This is a genomic window from Cellulosimicrobium sp. NPDC030954, assembly GCF_055571305.1.
Genome location: NZ_JBVIFN010000001.1, coordinates 682,856 through 698,881, shown reverse-complemented (window position 1 = coordinate 698,881; position 16,026 = coordinate 682,856). Strand labels below are relative to the sequence as shown.

Sequence of the window (16,026 nt, the reverse complement as noted above, 5' to 3'; positions counted from 1 at the left end):
GCGCGGGCGGCACGGAAGGCACAGAGGTCACGGGACGAACTTAACCGCCTCGGCCGCCAGATCGAGAACCGGGGACGGGAACACACCGAGGAGGAGCACCCCGAGCGCGCACACGGCGATCGCGATCGTCGTCGGACCGGTCGACCGGACGACGGTCACGCCCGGCCCCTCGAGCGCGGCACCGTCGTCGTCCGTCCCGGCCGCGGACCCTCCGGAGGGCGCCGTGAAGAACATCAGCACGATGATCCGGACGTAGAAGAACACCGCGACGGCCGACGCGATGACACCGACGACGGCGAGCACCCACGTCGAGCCCCCGCCCTGGCCGTCGGGCCCGGCGATCGCCGCACCGAACGTCGTGAACTTCGCCACGAAGCCCGCCGTGAGCGGGATGCCCGCCATGGAGAGGAGGAAGAGGGAGAACACGCCCGCGAGCCAGGGGCTCCGGCGTCCGAGCCCGGCCCACTGGGCGAGGTGCGTCGCCTCGCCGAGCACGGCGACCGGCTGCTCCGCCGCCCCGTCGGTCACGTTGTCCGCGGGGTCGCCCGTCCCGCCGGCCGCGGCTCCCACCGTGGCCGGCACGCGCTCGCGCACCGGGGCGGTCTCGCGCACGAGCGTGACGACCGCGAACGCGCCGACCGTCGCGAGGCCGTAGACGAGCAGGTAGAAGACGGTCGCGCGCAGCGAGAGCTGCGAGAACCCGACGACGCCGACGAGGATGAAGCCCGCGTGCGCGATCGACGAGTAGGCGAGGAGACGCTTGACGTCGGTCTGCACGGCACCCACGACGGCGCCGACGACCATCGTCAGGAGCGTGACGATCCACAGCGCGACGAAGAGGTCCTCGCGCGAGGCGAGGGACGACTGCGCGAGGCCGAGGCTCACGACGTAGAGCACGCGCAGGAGCGCGCCGAACGCCGCCGCCTTGGTGCACGCGGCCATGAAGCCCGTGATCGGCGTCGGGGCGCCCTGGTACACGTCCGGGGTCCAGGCGTGGAACGGCGCGGCCCCGATCTTGAAGAGCAGGCCCGCGAGGATGAGCAGGACGCCGACGACGACGAGGCCGGGCATGGTCGCGAGCGGGCCCTCCGGCGTCGCGAGCGACTGGTACACCTCGACGAGGTCGACCGAGCCGGCGAAGCCGTAGACGAGCGCGACGCCGAACACGAACAGGGCGGACGCGAACGCCCCCAGGAGGAAGTACTTGAACGACGCCTCCTGCGACAGCAGACGGCGGCGGCGGGCCATCGCCGAGAGCACGTAGAGCGGGAGCGAGAGCACCTCGAGCGCGACGAACATCACGAGGAGGTTGCCGGTCGCGGGGAAGATCATCATGCCGCCGACGGCGAAGAGCACGAGCGGGTAGACCTCGGTCTGCTCGAGGCCCTTGCGCCGCGTGAGGCCCTCGTACGGCGAGCCGGGCACCGCCGCCGCGGACGGCGCGAACGCGTCCTGGCCGGTCGACGTCTTGTCGACGATCACGAGGATCGCCAGGAACGCGAGCAGGACGACGATCCCCTGGATCGCGAGACCGAACGGGTCGATCACCATCGACCCGCCGAGCACCCGCACCCCGTACGGTGCGCCGTCGGCGCCCTGCACGGCGGGGTCGCGCCACAGCACGACGACGAGCGCGAACGCCGCGGCCGTCGCGAGGAGCGCGAGGACGACCTGCGTCGTGCGCCGCACGCGCGCCGGGACGAAGGCCTCGATCAGCACGCCGACGACGCCGGCGCCCAGCACGACGAGGATCGGGGCGAGGTAGAGCCAGTCGACCGTGGGGGCCACGAAGGAGTCGTTCACGACTCGCTCCCTTCGTCGGAGCTACGAGTGACGGACGACCCCTGGCTCTCGAGGGCGGCCTGCTCGGCCCCCTCGGCGAACGGGTCGGAGCGCGGCGGGTCCTCGACGCCGGCGACCGCGAGGTCGGACAGGGTGACCTCCGCGGGCTCGCGCACGAGGTCGAGCGCGGGGGCCGGGTAGAAGCCGAGGACCAGGAGGACCGTGATCAGCGGCGCGACGACCCACCTCTCGCGCGCGTCGAGGTCGGGGAGCTGGTCGAGCCCCTCGCGGGTCCCGCCCGTGAAGATCCGCTGGTAGGTCAGCAGCACGTAGAGCGCGGCGAGCACGACGCCGAGCACGGCGAAGAGCGCGGCCCACGGGCTGCGCGCGAACGTGCCGACCAGCACCATGATCTCGCTGACGAACGTCGACAGGCCCGGCAGCGACAGCGCGGAGAGGCCGGCGACGAGGAACGTCCCCGCGAGCACGGGGACCACCTTCTGCAGGCCGCCGTAGTCTGCGATGCGCTGCGAGCGCTCCGGGTGCCGGGCGATGAGGAAGCCGGCGAGGAGGAACAGCGCCCCGGTCGAGATGCCGTGGTTCACCATGTACAGCGACGACCCGGACACGCTGAGCGACGTGAACGCGAAGATGCCGAGCACGATGAACCCGAAGTGGGACACCGACGTGTAGGCGATGAGGCGCATGAGGTCGCTCTGCCCGATCGCCATGAGCGCGCCGTAGAGGATCGACACGACCGCCAGCACGACCACGACCGGGGCCGCCCACGCGCTCGCGTGCGGGAAGAGCGGGAGGCACAGCGTGAGCATCCCGAACGTGCCGACCTTGTCGAGGACGCCGACGAGGAGCGTGGAGGTGCCCGCGGGCGCGTGCTGCGCGGCGTCGGGCAGCCAGGTGTGGACGGGGAAGAGCGGCGCCTTGATGGCGAACGCGAGGAAGAACCCGAGGAACAGCAGCCGCTCGGTGGTGACCGGCATCGGGTTCTCGGCGAAGTACCCCACGAGGTTCGACGTGAGGAACGCGTCCTCGGGGCGCGCGCCCGTCGTCGGGTCGATCGGCACCTGCACGTACAGCGCGATGACGGCCGCGAGCATGATGAGCCCGCCCGCGAGCGAGAACAGCAGGAACTTCACGGCCGCGTAGCGCCGCCGCGCCCCGACGCCGAACCCGCCGATCATGAAGTAGACCGGGATCAGCATCGCCTCGAAGAGGACGTAGAAGAGGAACACGTCGCGCGCGACGAACACCGCGACCATGAACGCCTCGAGCAGCAGCGCGAGCGCGAGGTAGTGGCGCAGCCGGCGCACGTCGCCGTCCTGCTCCTTCCACGCGGCCAGCACGACGAGCGGCACGAGCAGGACCGACAGCGCGACGAGCGCGAGCGCGACGCCGTCGGCGCCCACCGCGTAGCTCGCGCCGATCTGCGGGATCCAGCGGTACGTCTCGGCGAGCTGGTACGTGCCGGCCGCGGACGTGTCGAACGCGGTGAACGCGCCGACGAGGAGGCCGAGCTCGACGAGCGCGGCGCCGAGGGCGATGCCGCGCACGGTGCGCAGGGCGCCCGCACCGACGCCCCGCGTGCGGGCCGCGGCCGTGAGCCACACCGCTGCGGCCCCCACCAGGGGCCAGGCGACGAGCAGGGACAGCCAGGGGACGGAGGTAGTCATGGTTGTCTCCCTCTCAGCTCGCGGAGCCGGTGGTCAGGGCGAGGACGACGGCGACGATCACCACGAGGCCGCCGAGCATCGTCGCGCCGTACGAGCGCACGTAGCCGTTCTGCCACCCGCGCAGCCACTCCCCGATCCGGCCGACGAGGCCGGCGAGGCCCATCCAGCCGCCGTCGACCATCTCCTTGTCGGCGTAGACCAGCGAGCGCGTGAGGTACTGGCCGGGCCGCATGAACACGGCCTCGTTGACGTCGTCCTGGTACAGGTCGCGGCGGGCGGCACGCGTGAGCACGGAGCCCCGCGGCGCGCGGACCGGGACGCTCGACATCGCGTACTGCCGCCACGCGAGCGCCGCGCCCGCGAGGACCAGGAGGAGCGTCAGGGTGATGAGCGACCACACCGGCAGGACCGGCTCGTGGTGCTCGGCGTGCCCGGTGACGGGCTCGAGCCACGTGACGAACCGCGAGCCCGCGGCGAGGATGCCGCCGAGCGCCACCGAGCCGACCGCCAGGACGATCATGGGCCACGTCATGAGCCGCGGGGACTCGTGCGGGTGCTGGACCGGGCCGTCCTGCGGGCCGAGCCCGTCCGCCGACCCGCTGCCGTCGTTCCAGCGACGGCGTCCGGAGAACGTCATGAAGAACAGGCGCGACATGTAGAACGCGGTGATCCCGGCACCGAGCAGCGCGACGCCGCCGAAGACCCACGCCCGCCACGGCTCGCCGTCGACGGGGACGAACGCCGCCTCGATGATCTTGTCCTTGCTCCAGAAGCCGGAGAACGGCGGGATCCCGAGGATCGCGAGCCAGCCCATCATGAACGTGATCCAGGTGATCTTCATGTACCGCGCGAGGCCGCCGAACCGGCGCATGTCGACCTGGTCGTCCATGCCGTGCATGACGGAGCCCGCGCCGAGGAACATCCCGGCCTTGAAGAAGCCGTGCGTCACGAGGTGGAAGATCGCGAACGCGTACCCGATCGGCCCGAGCCCCGCGGCGAGGATCATGTACCCGATCTGGGACATGGTCGACGCGGCGAGCGCCTTCTTGATGTCGTCCTTGGCGCAGCCGACGATCGCCCCGAAGAGCAGCGTCACCGCGCCGACGATCACGACGACGAGCTGGGCGGTGGGCGCGCCCTCGAAGATCGGCGCCGACCGCACGACGAGGTAGACGCCCGCCGTGACCATGGTGGCCGCGTGGATGAGGGCGGAGACCGGCGTCGGGCCGGCCATCGCGTCCCCGAGCCACGCCTGGAGCGGGAACTGCGCCGACTTGCCGCACGCGGCGAGCAGGAGCGCGATGCTCGTCGCGGTGAGCACCGCGGTCGACGCCTCGGGCGCCTGCGCGAACACCGTGGTGAAGTCGACCGCGCCGAACGTCGCGAACATGAGCATGAGGGCCACGATCAGGCCGATGTCGCCCACGCGGTTCATGACGAACGCCTTCTTCGCCGCGACCGCGTACGCGCGGTTGTGGTTCCAGAACCCGATGAGCAGGTACGACGCCAGGCCCACCCCCTCCCAGCCGACGAACAGCAGGAGGTAGGAGTCGGCGAGGACGAGGACGAGCATCGCCGCGACGAACAGGTTGAGGTACGCGAAGAACCGGCGCCGGTCGCGGTCGTGCGCCATGTAGGCGACCGCGTAGACGTGGATGAGCGTGCCGACGAACGTCACGAGGAGCACGAACGTCAGCGACAGCGGGTCGATCCGCAGGCCCATCGCCAGGTCGAGACCACCGGAGACGATCCAGTCACCGATGCGGAAGTCGACCACGCGCTCGTCGACGGGCAGCCCGAGCATCACGAGGAAGAGGACCAGGCCCACCACGAACGCGGCGCCCGACATGAGGACGCCGAACCACGCGCCCCAGCGGTCGCTGCGGCGACCGGCGAGGAGGAGGACGGCCGCCCCGAGGAGCGGGAGCAGCACCAGGAACGGTGCCGCGAGGAACGCGCCCGGCACGGTCTCGGACGCAGGCACGACGTCGGTCGCGGCCAGCAGTCCGCTCGCCGTGGGCAGGGCGGGAAGGAGCGTCGTCATCGGTGCCGGCCCCTCAGCTCTTGAGCAGGTTGACGTCGTCGACCGAGGCGGACCGACGGGTGCGGAAGATGGACACGATGATCGCGAGGCCGACGACGACCTCCGCCGCCGCGACGACCATGACGAAGAACGCGAGCACCTGCCCGGTCACGTCACCGTGCATGCGGGCGAAGGTGACGAACGCGAGGTTCGTCGCGTTGAGCATGAGCTCGATGCCCATGAACACGATGATCGCGTTGCGCCGCAGCAGCACGGTCGCGGCGCCGATCGAGAACAGGATCGCCGCGAGCACGAGGTAGTTGGTGAGCTCCATCAGTCCTCTCCTCCCCGGGTCGCGGCGGGGTTCCCGTCGGGCACCGCGTCCGCGGTGCCGCCGGGCACGCGGGACCGGCCCGGGTCGTCCGGCCCGCCGACCTCGCCGGCGGGCGCCTCGCCCTGCGGCTGGTCGGCGGTCGCGGCCTGCACCGTGCGCTCGTTCGCGTCCTGGGCCCGCAGCGCGGGCAGCGCCCGCAGCGGCTCGTGCTCGACGAGCACCTCGCGCTCGGCCTCGAGGATCGCCCCGGCCGACCGCTCCTGACCGCGGATGCGCAGGATGCGGGAGACCGACTCCTCGATGGGCCGGCCCTGCGGGTCGAGCGCCGGGGTGTCCATGGCGTTGTTCTGCGCGTAGACGCCGGGCGCGGCGAGCGGCGTGAGCCGGCCGCCCGCGGGCAGCGCCGCGACCTTCGCGTCGGCCTGCTCGCGCTGCCCCACCTTCGGGGTGAGGCGCCGCCGGTGCGTCAGCACGAGCGCGGAGACCGCCGCGGTGATGAGCAGGATGCCCACGACCTCCATGGCGAACACGTAGTCCGCGAAGAGCACGCGGGCGAGCGCCACGGGGTTGGTCGCGGCGTTGGCGAGCTCGAGCCCGACCGACGGCGGGAACGTCGCCTGCGCGACCACGCCCACCAGCACGACCCCGAGACCGAGCCCGAGGAGCACGCCGACCCAGCGCTGCCCGCGGATCGTCTCCACGAGCGAGTCCGACGCGTCGACCCCGACGAGCATGAGGACGAAGAGGAACAGCATCATCACGGCGCCGGTGTAGACGACCACCTGGACGACGCCGAGGAACGACGCCTCCTGCGCGATGTAGAGGATCGCGAGGTCGACCATGACGAACATGACCGCGATGGCGGCGTGCACCGCCTTGCGCGCGAAGAGCAGCGAGAGCGCCGCGAGGACCATGAGGGGGGCGAGGACCCAGAAGAGGACCGCCTCGCCGCCGCTCGCGGTCACCGGGCGGCCTTCCGGGCCGACCGACCCGACGACTGCGCGACCCGCCGGACCTCCGGCGGCGGTCCCGTCGGCTCGGGCGGGAGGGTCGGGTCGTCCGGTCGGTGCTCGCGCACCCACTCCACCTGCTCGGCCACCGGGCCGCTCACCTCCCCGCGGTAGTACTCGGTGTCCGAGGTCCCGGGCACCATCGGGTGCGGCGCGGCGAGCATCCGCTCCTGGAGCGGCGCGAGCAGGTCCTGCTTCTCCCAGATCATGCCCTCGCGCGTCGGCCCGGCGAGCTCGTACTCGTTGGTCATCGTCAGCGCGCGCGTGGGGCACGCCTCGATGCACAGCCCGCAGAAGATGCAGCGCAGGTAGTTGATCTGGTAGACGCGGCCGTACCGCTCGCCCGGCGACATGTGGCCGCCGTCGGGCAGGTCCGCGTTGTCCGCGCCCTCGACGTAGATCGCGTCCGCGGGGCACGCCCACGCGCACAGCTCGCAGCCGATGCACTTCTCGAGCCCGTCGGGGTACCGGTTGAGCTGGTGCCGCCCGTGGTACCGCGGCTTCGTCGGCACCTTCTGGCGCGGGTACTGCTCGGTGACCGTCGGCCGGAACATCGAGGCGAAGGTCACGCCGAACCCGGCGACGGGCGCGAGCGCCTCGCGCAGTCCCTTCGCCTGGGGGCGCCGGACCTCGTACTCGCCGGGCCCGCCCGGCTTCTGGTCGTCAGCCACGGTCGACCTCCTTGTCGTGCGGTGTGTCTCGGGGGGCACCGGTGCCCGGCGAGCCGGACGCCCCGGGCGACCCCGCGTCGTCGGGCACGAGGGCACGACGGCGGGGCGAGGGCGGGAGCGACTGGCCCGGCAGCGGCGGGACGGGGAACCCGCCCGCGAACGCGTCGAACGGCTCGGGCCCGGTGCCCGCGGCGCGGGGCGTCGCTCCGGGTGGGGCCTTCTTCTCGGGCCAGAACCAGACGACCACCACGACCACCAGGGCCAGCGCGACGGCGATGCCGACGAAGACCCGGAGGTCGACGTCGAGGAACTGGCGCACGGCCTGCGCGACGGCGAGGAGCACGAGCCACGCGAGGGCGAACGGGATGAGGACCTTCCAGCCGAACCGCATGAACTGGTCGTAGCGCAGGCGCAGCAGCGTGCCGCGGACCCACACGAAGAAGAACATGACGGCCCAGACCTTGACGAGGAACCAGAGGATCGGCCACCAGCCCTCGTTGAACATGCCGTCGTTGATCGCCGAGAGCGGCCACGGGGCGCGCCACCCGCCGAGGAACAGCGTCGTCGCGACCGCGGAGACGTTGAGCATGTTGATGTACTCCGCGAGAAAGAACCACGCGAACTTCATGGACGAGTACTCGGTCATGTACCCGGACACGAGCTCGCCCTCGGCCTCGGGGAGGTCGAAGGGCAGACGGTTCGTCTCGCCGACCATCGAGATCACGTAGATGACGAACGCCGGCAGGAGCGGGAGGAACCACCACAGCTGCGTCTGCGAGTCGACGATGCGCGAGGTCGACATCGACCCCGCCATGAGGAAGACGGAGACGAGCGAGAGGCCCATCGCGAGCTCGTAGCTGATGACCTGGGCCGTCGAGCGGACCGCCCCGAGCAGCGGGTACGTCGACCCGGACGACCAGCCGCCGAGCACGATCCCGTACACGCCGAGCGACGCGCACGCGAGGATGTAGAGCGTCGCGACCGGGAAGTCGGTGAGCTGCGCCGGCGTCACGTAGTCCGTGAACGGGATCTGCACCTCGGGCCCGAACGGGACGACCGCGAACACCAGCAGCGCGCAGAACACGGAGATCATCGGCGCGAGCAGGTAGACGAACTTGTCCGCCGCCTTGACGGTGATGTCCTCCTTGAGCAGGAGCTTCATCGCGTCGGCGAGCGACTGGAGCAGGCCGAACGGGCCGTGCCAGTTGGGGCCTGGGCGCACCTGCATGCGCGCCACGACCTTGCGCTCGAACCAGATCGCGAACAGCACGCTCGTCAGCAGGAACACGAGGATGAGGACGGCCTTGACGAGGTACGTCCAGCCGTTGTCCTGCGAGAAGTTCGCGGTGATCCCGGGCACGCCCGGGGTCTCGGCCGCGAGCGCGTGGACCAGGTGCGCGCCGGTCATGCGTCCTCCCCTCCGTCGGTGCTCCCAGGCCCGAGCCGGACGACGTCGCCCGGCACGGCGCCGAGCGCCGCGTGCACGGACGACCCCGGCGACCGCAGCGGCAGCCACACCACGTGGTCGACCATGTCGGTCACCACCACCGGGAGCGTGACCGCTCCCCGGTCCGTCGAGACGCGCACGAGGTCGCCGTCGAACACGTCGACCGCAGCCGCCGTCGTCGCAGACAGCCGCGCGACCGGGCGCTTCGCCGTCCCCGCGAGGTAGCGCTCGCCGTCCTGGCCGCGCGCGTCGTCGAGCAGGAGCCGCCAGCTCGCGAGGACCGCGGTCCCGGGTGCGACGGCGGGCGGCTCGGTGGTCTCGACGGCCGGCGCGGCGGCGCGCTCGCCGTCCCACGCGCCGTCGCCCACGAGCTGGTCCAGCTCGGCGCGCACCGCGTCCACGGTGCCGAGGCCGAGGCTGACGCCCGCCGCGTCGGCGAGCGCGTCGAGCACGCGGTGGTCCGTCATCGCCGTCGAGGCGAGCGCCGCCGGGAACCGGCGCACGCGGCCCTCCCAGCTCACGAACGCCCCCTCGCGCTCGACGGGCGGCGCCACGGGGAGCACGACGTCCGCCAGCTCGGTCACCGCCGAACGCCGCACCTCGAGCGAGACGACGACGTCCGCCGCCTCGAGCGCGCGGCGCGCGTGCGCGGGGTCCGGCAGGTCGTCGAGCTCGAGGCCGCCGACGAGCACGCCCGCGAGCTGGCCGACGGACAGGGCGTCGAGCATCTCCCCGACGTCGCGGCCCGCCGTGGCGGGCAGACCCGTCGGCTGCGCGTCGGTGGCGGTCACGCCCCACACCGTCGCGACGTCGACGCGGGCCGCCGCGTCGGCGACAGGCCGTCCGCCCGGCAGGAGGTTCGGCAGGGTGCCGGCCTCGACGCCGCCGCGCTCGCCCGCGCGGCGCGGGACCCACGCGAGCCGCGCGCCCGTCGCGGCGACCGCGCGGAGCAGCGCGCTGTACCCGCCGCGCGTCGCGGCGAGCCGCTCGCCGACGAGGATCACGGCACCGGGTGCCCGCAGCGCGTCGCTGACCTCGGCGAGGAGGTCGGTGCCCTCGGCCTCGTCGAGCGTGCGGACCTGGTCGCCCGCGGCGATGCCGTCGAGCCACTCGGCCTCGGTGCCCGGCGCGGCCGGGAGCAGCGTGCCGTGCATGCGCTGCACGCCGCGCGTCGCGAACGGCGCGACGGAGAACACGCGCACCCCGTTCCGCACGGCGCCCTTGCGCAGGCGCAGGAAGGTCACGCCCGCCTCCTCCTCGGCCTCCAGGCCGACGAGGAGGACGGCGGGCGCCTTCTCGAGGTCGGTGAACGTCACCCCGCCGGCGTGGCCGACGGCGCGCCCCGCGACGGCGTGCGCGAGGAAGTCCGCCTCCTCCGCGCTGTGGGCGCGGGCGCGGTGGTCGACGTCGTTCGTGCGCAGCCAGGTCCGGGCGAGCTTCGCGTACGCGTACGCGTCCTCGACCGTGAGGCGCCCGCCCGGCAGGACGCCGACGCCTCCGGCGTCGCGTGCCCGGGTCAGGGCGTCGGCCGCGACCTCGAGCGCCTCCGCCCACGAGGCGGGGCGCAGCTCGCCGCGCGTCACCGACCCGTCCGGGGCGACCTCGCGGTCGCGCACGAGCGGGTGCGTGAGGCGGTCCGGCGCGGACTGCCACGTGAACGCGAAGCGGTCCCGGTCGGTGATCCACTCCTCGTTGACCAGCGGGTCCTCGCCCGCGAGGCGGCGCAGCACGACGCCGCGGCGGTGGTCGACGCGGATCGCGGAGCCCGACGAGTCGTGCTCCGCGACCGACGGCGTCGAGACGAGGTCGAACGGGCGCGACCGGAACCGGTACGCCGCTCCCGTGAGCGCGCCCACCGGGCAGATCTGCACCGTGTTGCCGGAGAAGTACGACGCGAACGGCAGCCCCGACTCGTCCTCGAGCGCGAGCCCGACCGGGCGGTCGCCCGGCGCCTGTCCCGCGGGCGGCGCGAAGTCGAGGACCGCCTCGTCGAACCGGCCGATCTGCTGCGCGGCCCCGCGCTTCTGCAGGTCGATGAAGACGTCGCCCGCGATCTCCTGGGAGAAGCGCGTGCACCGCTGGCACAGGACGCAGCGCTCGCGGTCGAGCAGGATCGTCGTCGAGACCGCGATCGGCTTGGGGAACGTGCGCTTGACGTCCACGAACCGGCTCGTCGCGCGACCGTTGCTCATCGCCTGGTTCTGCAGCGGGCACTCGCCGCCCTTGTCGCACACCGGGCAGTCGAGCGGGTGGTTGATGAGCAGCAGCTCCATGATCCCGTGCTGCGCCTTGTCGGCGACCGGGCTCGTGCGCTGCGTCTTGACCACCATGCCGGGCGTCGCCTCGAGCGTGCACGACGCCTGGGGCTTCGGCATGGGCCGGACGTTGCCCTCGCGGTCCGGCGTCGCCACCTCGACGAGGCACTGGCGGCACGCGCCCGCCGGCTCCAGCAGCGGGTGGTCGCAGAACCGCGGGATCTGGATCCCGATCTGCTCGGCCGCGCGGATCACGAGCGTGCCCTTGGGCACCGACATCTCGACGTCGTCGATCGTGAACGTCACGTGGTCCGCGGGGACCGGGGGCTTGGCCGCGCCACCCGTGGGAGCGGCGGCGGAGCCGGTGCCCGGGGCGGGGGTCGTGGTCGTCATCAGTGCACTCCTGCCGTCAGGACGCGGGCCGGGCGGGGCGTGTAGTCGAAGAGGGCCGCTGCGGCGGGGTCGAACGGGCAGCGGTGCTCCGTGATGTGCGCCTCGTACTCGTCGCGGAACAGCTCGATGCTGCTCGTCACCGGAGACGTGGCGCCGTCGCCGAGCGCGCAGAACGCGCGGCCCAGGATGTTGTCGCACGTGTCGAGGAGCAGGTCGAGGTCGGACTCCGTGCCCCGGCCCGCCTCGATGCGCGCCAGGACCTGCTTCATCCAGTACGTGCCCTCGCGGCACGGGGTGCACTTGCCGCACGACTCGTGCGCGTAGAAGTCCGTCCACCGGCTCACGGCCCGCACGACGCACGTCGTCTCGTCGAAGAGCTGCAGCGCGCGCGTGCCGAGCATCGAGCCCGCCGCCGCGACCGACTCGTAGTCGAGGGGCGTGTCGAGGTGCGCGTCCGTGAACAGCGGCGTCGACGAGCCGCCCGGCGTCCAGAACTTCAGCTTCTTGCCGCCCCGGATCCCGCCCGCCATGTCGAGCAGACCGCGCAGCGTGGTGCCCAGTGGCGCCTCGTACTGCCCCGGCCGCGTCACGTGGCCGGACAGCGAGAACAGCCCGAACCCGGCCGAGCGCTCGGTACCCATCGACGTGAACCAGTCGGCGCCGCGCGCGACGATCGACGGCACGCTCGCGATGGACTCGACGTTGTTGACGACCGTCGGGCGCGCGTACAGGCCCGCGACCGCCGGGAACGGCGGCTTGAGCCGCGGCTGCCCGCGGCGCCCCTCGAGCGAGTCGAGCAGCGCCGTCTCCTCGCCGCAGATGTACGCGCCGGCACCCGCGTGGACCGTCACGTCGAGGTCGAAGCCCGAGCCCTGGACGTCCTTGCCCAGGAATCCGGCCTCGTAGGCCTCCTCGACCGCGCGCAGCAGGCGGCGGTACACGTGCAGCACCTCGCCGCGCACGTAGATGAACGCGTGGTCGCAGCCGATCGCGTACGACGTGATCGCCACGCCCTCCACGAGCGCCTGCGGGCTCGCCAGCATCAGCGGGATGTCCTTGCACGTGCCCGGCTCGGACTCGTCCGCGTTGACGACGAGGTAGCGCGGCCCGCCGTCGGGCGCGGGCAGGAAGCCCCACTTCATGCCCGTCGGGAAGCCCGCGCCGCCGCGGCCGCGCAGGCCCGACGCCTTGACCGTCGCGACGACGTCCGCCGGGTCCTGGGCGAGCGCCGCACGCAGCCCGGCGTACCCGCCGCGGTCCACGTACGACGCCAGCGTCCAGGACCGGTCCGCGTCCCACGTGTCCGACAGGACGGGGGTCAGCGGGTCCGGGGTCGGCCGGGCCACGGTGCCCTGCTGCTCGCTCATGCGTCCGCTCCCTTCGACGGGTCGGGCTGGGTGCCGGGAGACTCGGCCTTGCCGCCGGGGTCGACGTCGGCGCCGGTCGTCGGCTTCCGCTCGGCGCTCGACTGCTCGCCGCCGGTGACCGGCTTCTCGGGCGTGCCCTCGCCTGCGGCGGAGGAGGCGGCGTCTGCCCCACCTGCCGAGGTAGAGGCCTGGTCCGGCGAGGTAGAGGCCTGGTCGGTACCGGGGGCGGTCCAGCCCTGCTCGCGCGCGAGGCGGAGGCCGGCGAGGGTGGGCTCGCCGGCGCCGACGCCCTCGTCGGCGCGACCGTCGGGGAAGCCCGCGAGGATGCGGCTCATCTGCTTGAAGGAGCACACGCTCGCGGCGCCGCGCGTCGGGGCGACGGCCTCGCCCGCCCGGAGACGGTCGACCACGTCGGTCGCCGAGCCGGGGGTCTGGTTGTCGAAGAACTCCCAGTTGACCATCATGACCGGCGCGTAGTCGCAGGCCGCGTTGCACTCGACGCGCTCGAGCGTGATCGCGCCGTCCTCGGTCGTCTCGTCGTGGCCGACGCCGAGGTGGTCGGAGAGCTCGTCGAAGATCGCGTCGCCGCCCATGATCGCGCACAGCGTGTTGGTGCAGACGCCCACGGTGTACGTCCCGTTGGGGTGGCGCTTGTACTGCGTGTAGAACGTCGCGACGGCGGAGACCTCGGCCGCGGTGAGGCCGAGCCGCTCCGCGCAGAACAGGATGCCGTCGCGCGAGACGTAGCCGTCCTCGGACTGCACGAGGTGCAGCATCGGCAGCAGCGCCGAGCGCGACTCGGGGTAGCGCGCGACGATCTGCGCGGCGTCGGCGGCGAGGCGCGCCGTCGTCTCCGCGTCGTACCCGGGGCGCGGCCCGCCGGCGGGCGCGCCGTTCGTCGCAGGTCCGGCGTCGATGGTCATCGGTCCACCCCTCCCAGCACGGGATCCAGCGACGCGACGGCGACCACGACGTCGGCCACCTGGCCGCCCTCGCACATCGCTGCCACGGCCTGGAGGTTGTTGAACGACGGGTCGCGGAAGTGCGCCCGGTAGGGGCGCGTGCCGCCGTCGGACACGACGTGCACCCCGAGCTCGCCGCGCGGGTGCTCCACGGTCTGCCACGCCTGGCCGACCGGGACGCGGAAGCCCTCGGTGACGAGCTTGAAGTGGTGGATCAGGGCCTCCATGGAGGTGCCCATGATCTCCTTGATGTGGTCGAGCGAGTTGCCCTGGCCGTCGCTGCCGATCGCGAGCTGCGCCGGCCACGCGATCTTGCGGTCGCCCACCATGACGGGCTGCCCGGCCGTCCTCTCGAGGCGCTCGAGGCACTGCTCGACGATGTGCAGCGACTGGTAGCACTCCTCGAGCCGCAGCACGACGCGGTCGTAGCTGTCGGCGCCGGTCGCGGTGGGGACGTCGAAGTCGTACGTCTCGTAGCCGCAGTACGGGTCGGACTTGCGCACGTCGTACGGGTGCCCGGTCGAGCGCAGCACCGGCCCGGTGATGCCGAGCGCCATGCAGCCCGCGAGGCTGAGGTGCCCGACCCCGACGAGGCGGCCCTTGAAGATCGGGTTGGCGAGCAGGAGGTCGCCGAGCTGGCCGAGGTACCGGCGGATGAGCGGGTCGGCCTCGCGGACCTGCTCGACGAGGTCCGGCGGCACGTCCTGCGCGACGCCGCCGGGACGCACGTAGGCGTTGTTCATGCGCAAGCCCGTGACCGCCTCGAAGATCCGCAGGATCTCCTCGCGCGCGGTGAACGCGATGGTCATGACGGTCGTCGCGCCCATCTCGTTGCCGCCGGTGCCCAGGCACACGAGGTGGGACGCGATGCGGTTGAGCTCCATCATGAGCACGCGGATGACGCTCGCCCGCTCGGGGACGTCGTCCGTGATGCCGAGCAGCTTCTCGACCGCGAGGCAGTACGCCGTCTCCTGGAACAGCGGCGCGAGGTAGTCCATGCGGGTGCAGAACGTGACGCCCTGCGTCCACGTCCGGTACTCCATGTTCTTCTCGATACCGGTGTGCAGGTAGCCGATGCCGCACCGTGCCTCGGTGACGGTCTCGCCGTCGATCTCGAGCATGAGGCGGAGCACGCCGTGCGTGGACGGGTGCTGCGGCCCCATGTTGACGACGATGCGCTCCTCGCCGAGCGCCGCCGCCGCGACGGCGCTCTCGGCGATGTCCGCCCAGTCGCCGCCCGACGCCTCGAAGCTCGGGACGCCCTCGTCGAAGTCCCCGACCGGCGGCCGGGTCGATCGCGGTGCGGCGCCGGGGGCGCCGGTGGTGTGCGTGCTCACGAGTACGACCTCCTCGTGTCGGGCGGGGGCACGGTCGCGCCCTTGTACTCGACGGGGATCCCGCCGAGCGGGTAGTCCTTGCGCTGGGGGTGGCCCGGCCAGTCGTCGGGCATCTCGATGCGCGCGAGCGACGGGTGGCCGTCGAAGACGATGCCGAAGAAGTCCCACGTCTCGCGCTCGTGCCAGTCGTTCGTCGGGTAGACGGACGTCGTGCTCGGCACGTGCGGGTCGGCGTCGGGCACCGACACCTCGAGGCGCAGCCGGCGCCCGTGCGTGATCGACGTGAGGTGGTACACGGCGTGCAGCTCGCGGCCGACGTCGTGCGGGAAGTGCACGCCGCTCACGCCCAGGCTCAGCTCGAACCGCAGGTCCTGGTCGTCGCGCAGCGCGCGGCACACGTCGACGAGGTGGTCGCGGTGCACGTGGAGCGTCAGCTCGGCGTGCGCACCCGGCGGGTCCACCACGACGCGCTCCACCGCGGCCTCGAACCGCGTGCCGCCCTCGGCGAGGACCTCCGCGAGGACGTCGACGACCTCGTCGAACCAGCCGCCGTACGGCCGCGGGCTCGCGCCGGGCATCGCGACGGGCTGGACGAGCCCGCCGTACCCCGACGTGTCGCCCGAGCCGTGCACGCCGAACATGCCCTCGCGCACCTCGACGACCTCGAGCGTGCGCGGCGCGCCCGCCCCGGTCACCAGGTCGCCCGACCGCGGTCCGGAGACCTCCTCGGGCTGCGGCACCGGCGTGCCGCCGCCCG

General features: G+C 72.8%; 12 protein-coding genes. All 12 read right to left on the bottom strand.

All coding sequences use genetic code 11. The features are described from left to right. Positions 1 to 27: 27 nt before the first annotated feature. Genes nuoN through ACZ402_RS02830 form a run of 12 tightly spaced genes read right to left on the bottom strand, consistent with a single transcriptional unit; the run spans position 28 to position 15,967 of the window. Complete coding sequence (gene nuoN, locus ACZ402_RS02885) at positions 28 to 1,803, bottom strand: NADH-quinone oxidoreductase subunit NuoN (protein ID WP_375822312.1); 1,776 nt, start codon at positions 1,801 to 1,803, stop codon at positions 28 to 30. Next, positions 1,800 to 3,470 carry an NADH-quinone oxidoreductase subunit M gene (locus ACZ402_RS02880; RefSeq protein ID WP_375822313.1) on the bottom strand — a complete coding sequence of 557 codons (1,671 nt, stop codon included), beginning with the start codon at positions 3,468 to 3,470 and terminating at the stop codon, positions 1,800 to 1,802. The genes nuoN and ACZ402_RS02880 overlap by 4 nt, the downstream gene beginning before the upstream one ends. A gap of 13 nt (positions 3,471 to 3,483) precedes the next feature. Further along, positions 3,484 to 5,514 (bottom strand): NADH-quinone oxidoreductase subunit L, encoded by a 2,031-nt coding sequence (gene nuoL / locus ACZ402_RS02875; RefSeq protein ID WP_375822314.1) that lies wholly within the window; start codon positions 5,512 to 5,514, stop codon positions 3,484 to 3,486. A 13-nt stretch (positions 5,515 to 5,527) separates the two neighbouring features. Then, on the bottom strand, positions 5,528 to 5,827 hold the full coding sequence (nuoK, locus tag ACZ402_RS02870; protein WP_047234414.1) for an NADH-quinone oxidoreductase subunit NuoK: 300 nt from the start codon (positions 5,825 to 5,827) through the stop codon (positions 5,528 to 5,530). Then, positions 5,827 to 6,792: an NADH-quinone oxidoreductase subunit J gene (locus tag ACZ402_RS02865; protein WP_375822315.1), complete on the bottom strand. Its 966-nt coding sequence runs from the start codon at positions 6,790 to 6,792 to the stop codon at positions 5,827 to 5,829. The genes nuoK and ACZ402_RS02865 overlap by 1 nt, the downstream gene beginning before the upstream one ends. Continuing rightward, the gene (gene nuoI / locus ACZ402_RS02860) at positions 6,789 to 7,508 is read right to left on the bottom strand and encodes an NADH-quinone oxidoreductase subunit NuoI (RefSeq protein WP_375822316.1); all 720 of its coding nucleotides are present in this window, start codon (positions 7,506 to 7,508) and stop codon (positions 6,789 to 6,791) included. The genes ACZ402_RS02865 and nuoI overlap by 4 nt, the downstream gene beginning before the upstream one ends. Further along, positions 7,501 to 8,916, bottom strand: coding sequence for an NADH-quinone oxidoreductase subunit NuoH (gene nuoH, locus ACZ402_RS02855; RefSeq protein WP_375822317.1), 1,416 nt, complete (start codon positions 8,914 to 8,916; stop codon positions 7,501 to 7,503). The genes nuoI and nuoH overlap by 8 nt, the downstream gene beginning before the upstream one ends. Beyond that, on the bottom strand, positions 8,913 to 11,603 hold the full coding sequence (locus tag ACZ402_RS02850) for an NADH-quinone oxidoreductase subunit G (protein ID WP_375822318.1): 2,691 nt from the start codon (positions 11,601 to 11,603) through the stop codon (positions 8,913 to 8,915). Before ACZ402_RS02850 ends, nuoH begins: the two co-directional genes overlap by 4 nt. Then, positions 11,603 to 12,970 carry an NADH-quinone oxidoreductase subunit NuoF gene (nuoF, locus tag ACZ402_RS02845; protein WP_375822319.1) on the bottom strand — a complete coding sequence of 456 codons (1,368 nt, stop codon included), beginning with the start codon at positions 12,968 to 12,970 and terminating at the stop codon, positions 11,603 to 11,605. Before nuoF ends, ACZ402_RS02850 begins: the two co-directional genes overlap by 1 nt. Next, the gene (gene nuoE, locus ACZ402_RS02840; RefSeq protein WP_375822320.1) at positions 12,967 to 13,893 is read right to left on the bottom strand and encodes an NADH-quinone oxidoreductase subunit NuoE; all 927 of its coding nucleotides are present in this window, start codon (positions 13,891 to 13,893) and stop codon (positions 12,967 to 12,969) included. Before nuoE ends, nuoF begins: the two co-directional genes overlap by 4 nt. Further along, positions 13,890 to 15,269 carry an NADH-quinone oxidoreductase subunit D gene (locus tag ACZ402_RS02835; protein WP_375822321.1) on the bottom strand — a complete coding sequence of 460 codons (1,380 nt, stop codon included), beginning with the start codon at positions 15,267 to 15,269 and terminating at the stop codon, positions 13,890 to 13,892. The genes nuoE and ACZ402_RS02835 overlap by 4 nt, the downstream gene beginning before the upstream one ends. Then, positions 15,266 to 15,967: an NADH-quinone oxidoreductase subunit C gene (locus tag ACZ402_RS02830; RefSeq protein WP_375822742.1), complete on the bottom strand. Its 702-nt coding sequence runs from the start codon at positions 15,965 to 15,967 to the stop codon at positions 15,266 to 15,268. The genes ACZ402_RS02835 and ACZ402_RS02830 overlap by 4 nt, the downstream gene beginning before the upstream one ends. Between the last annotated feature and the right edge of the window lie 59 nt (positions 15,968 to 16,026).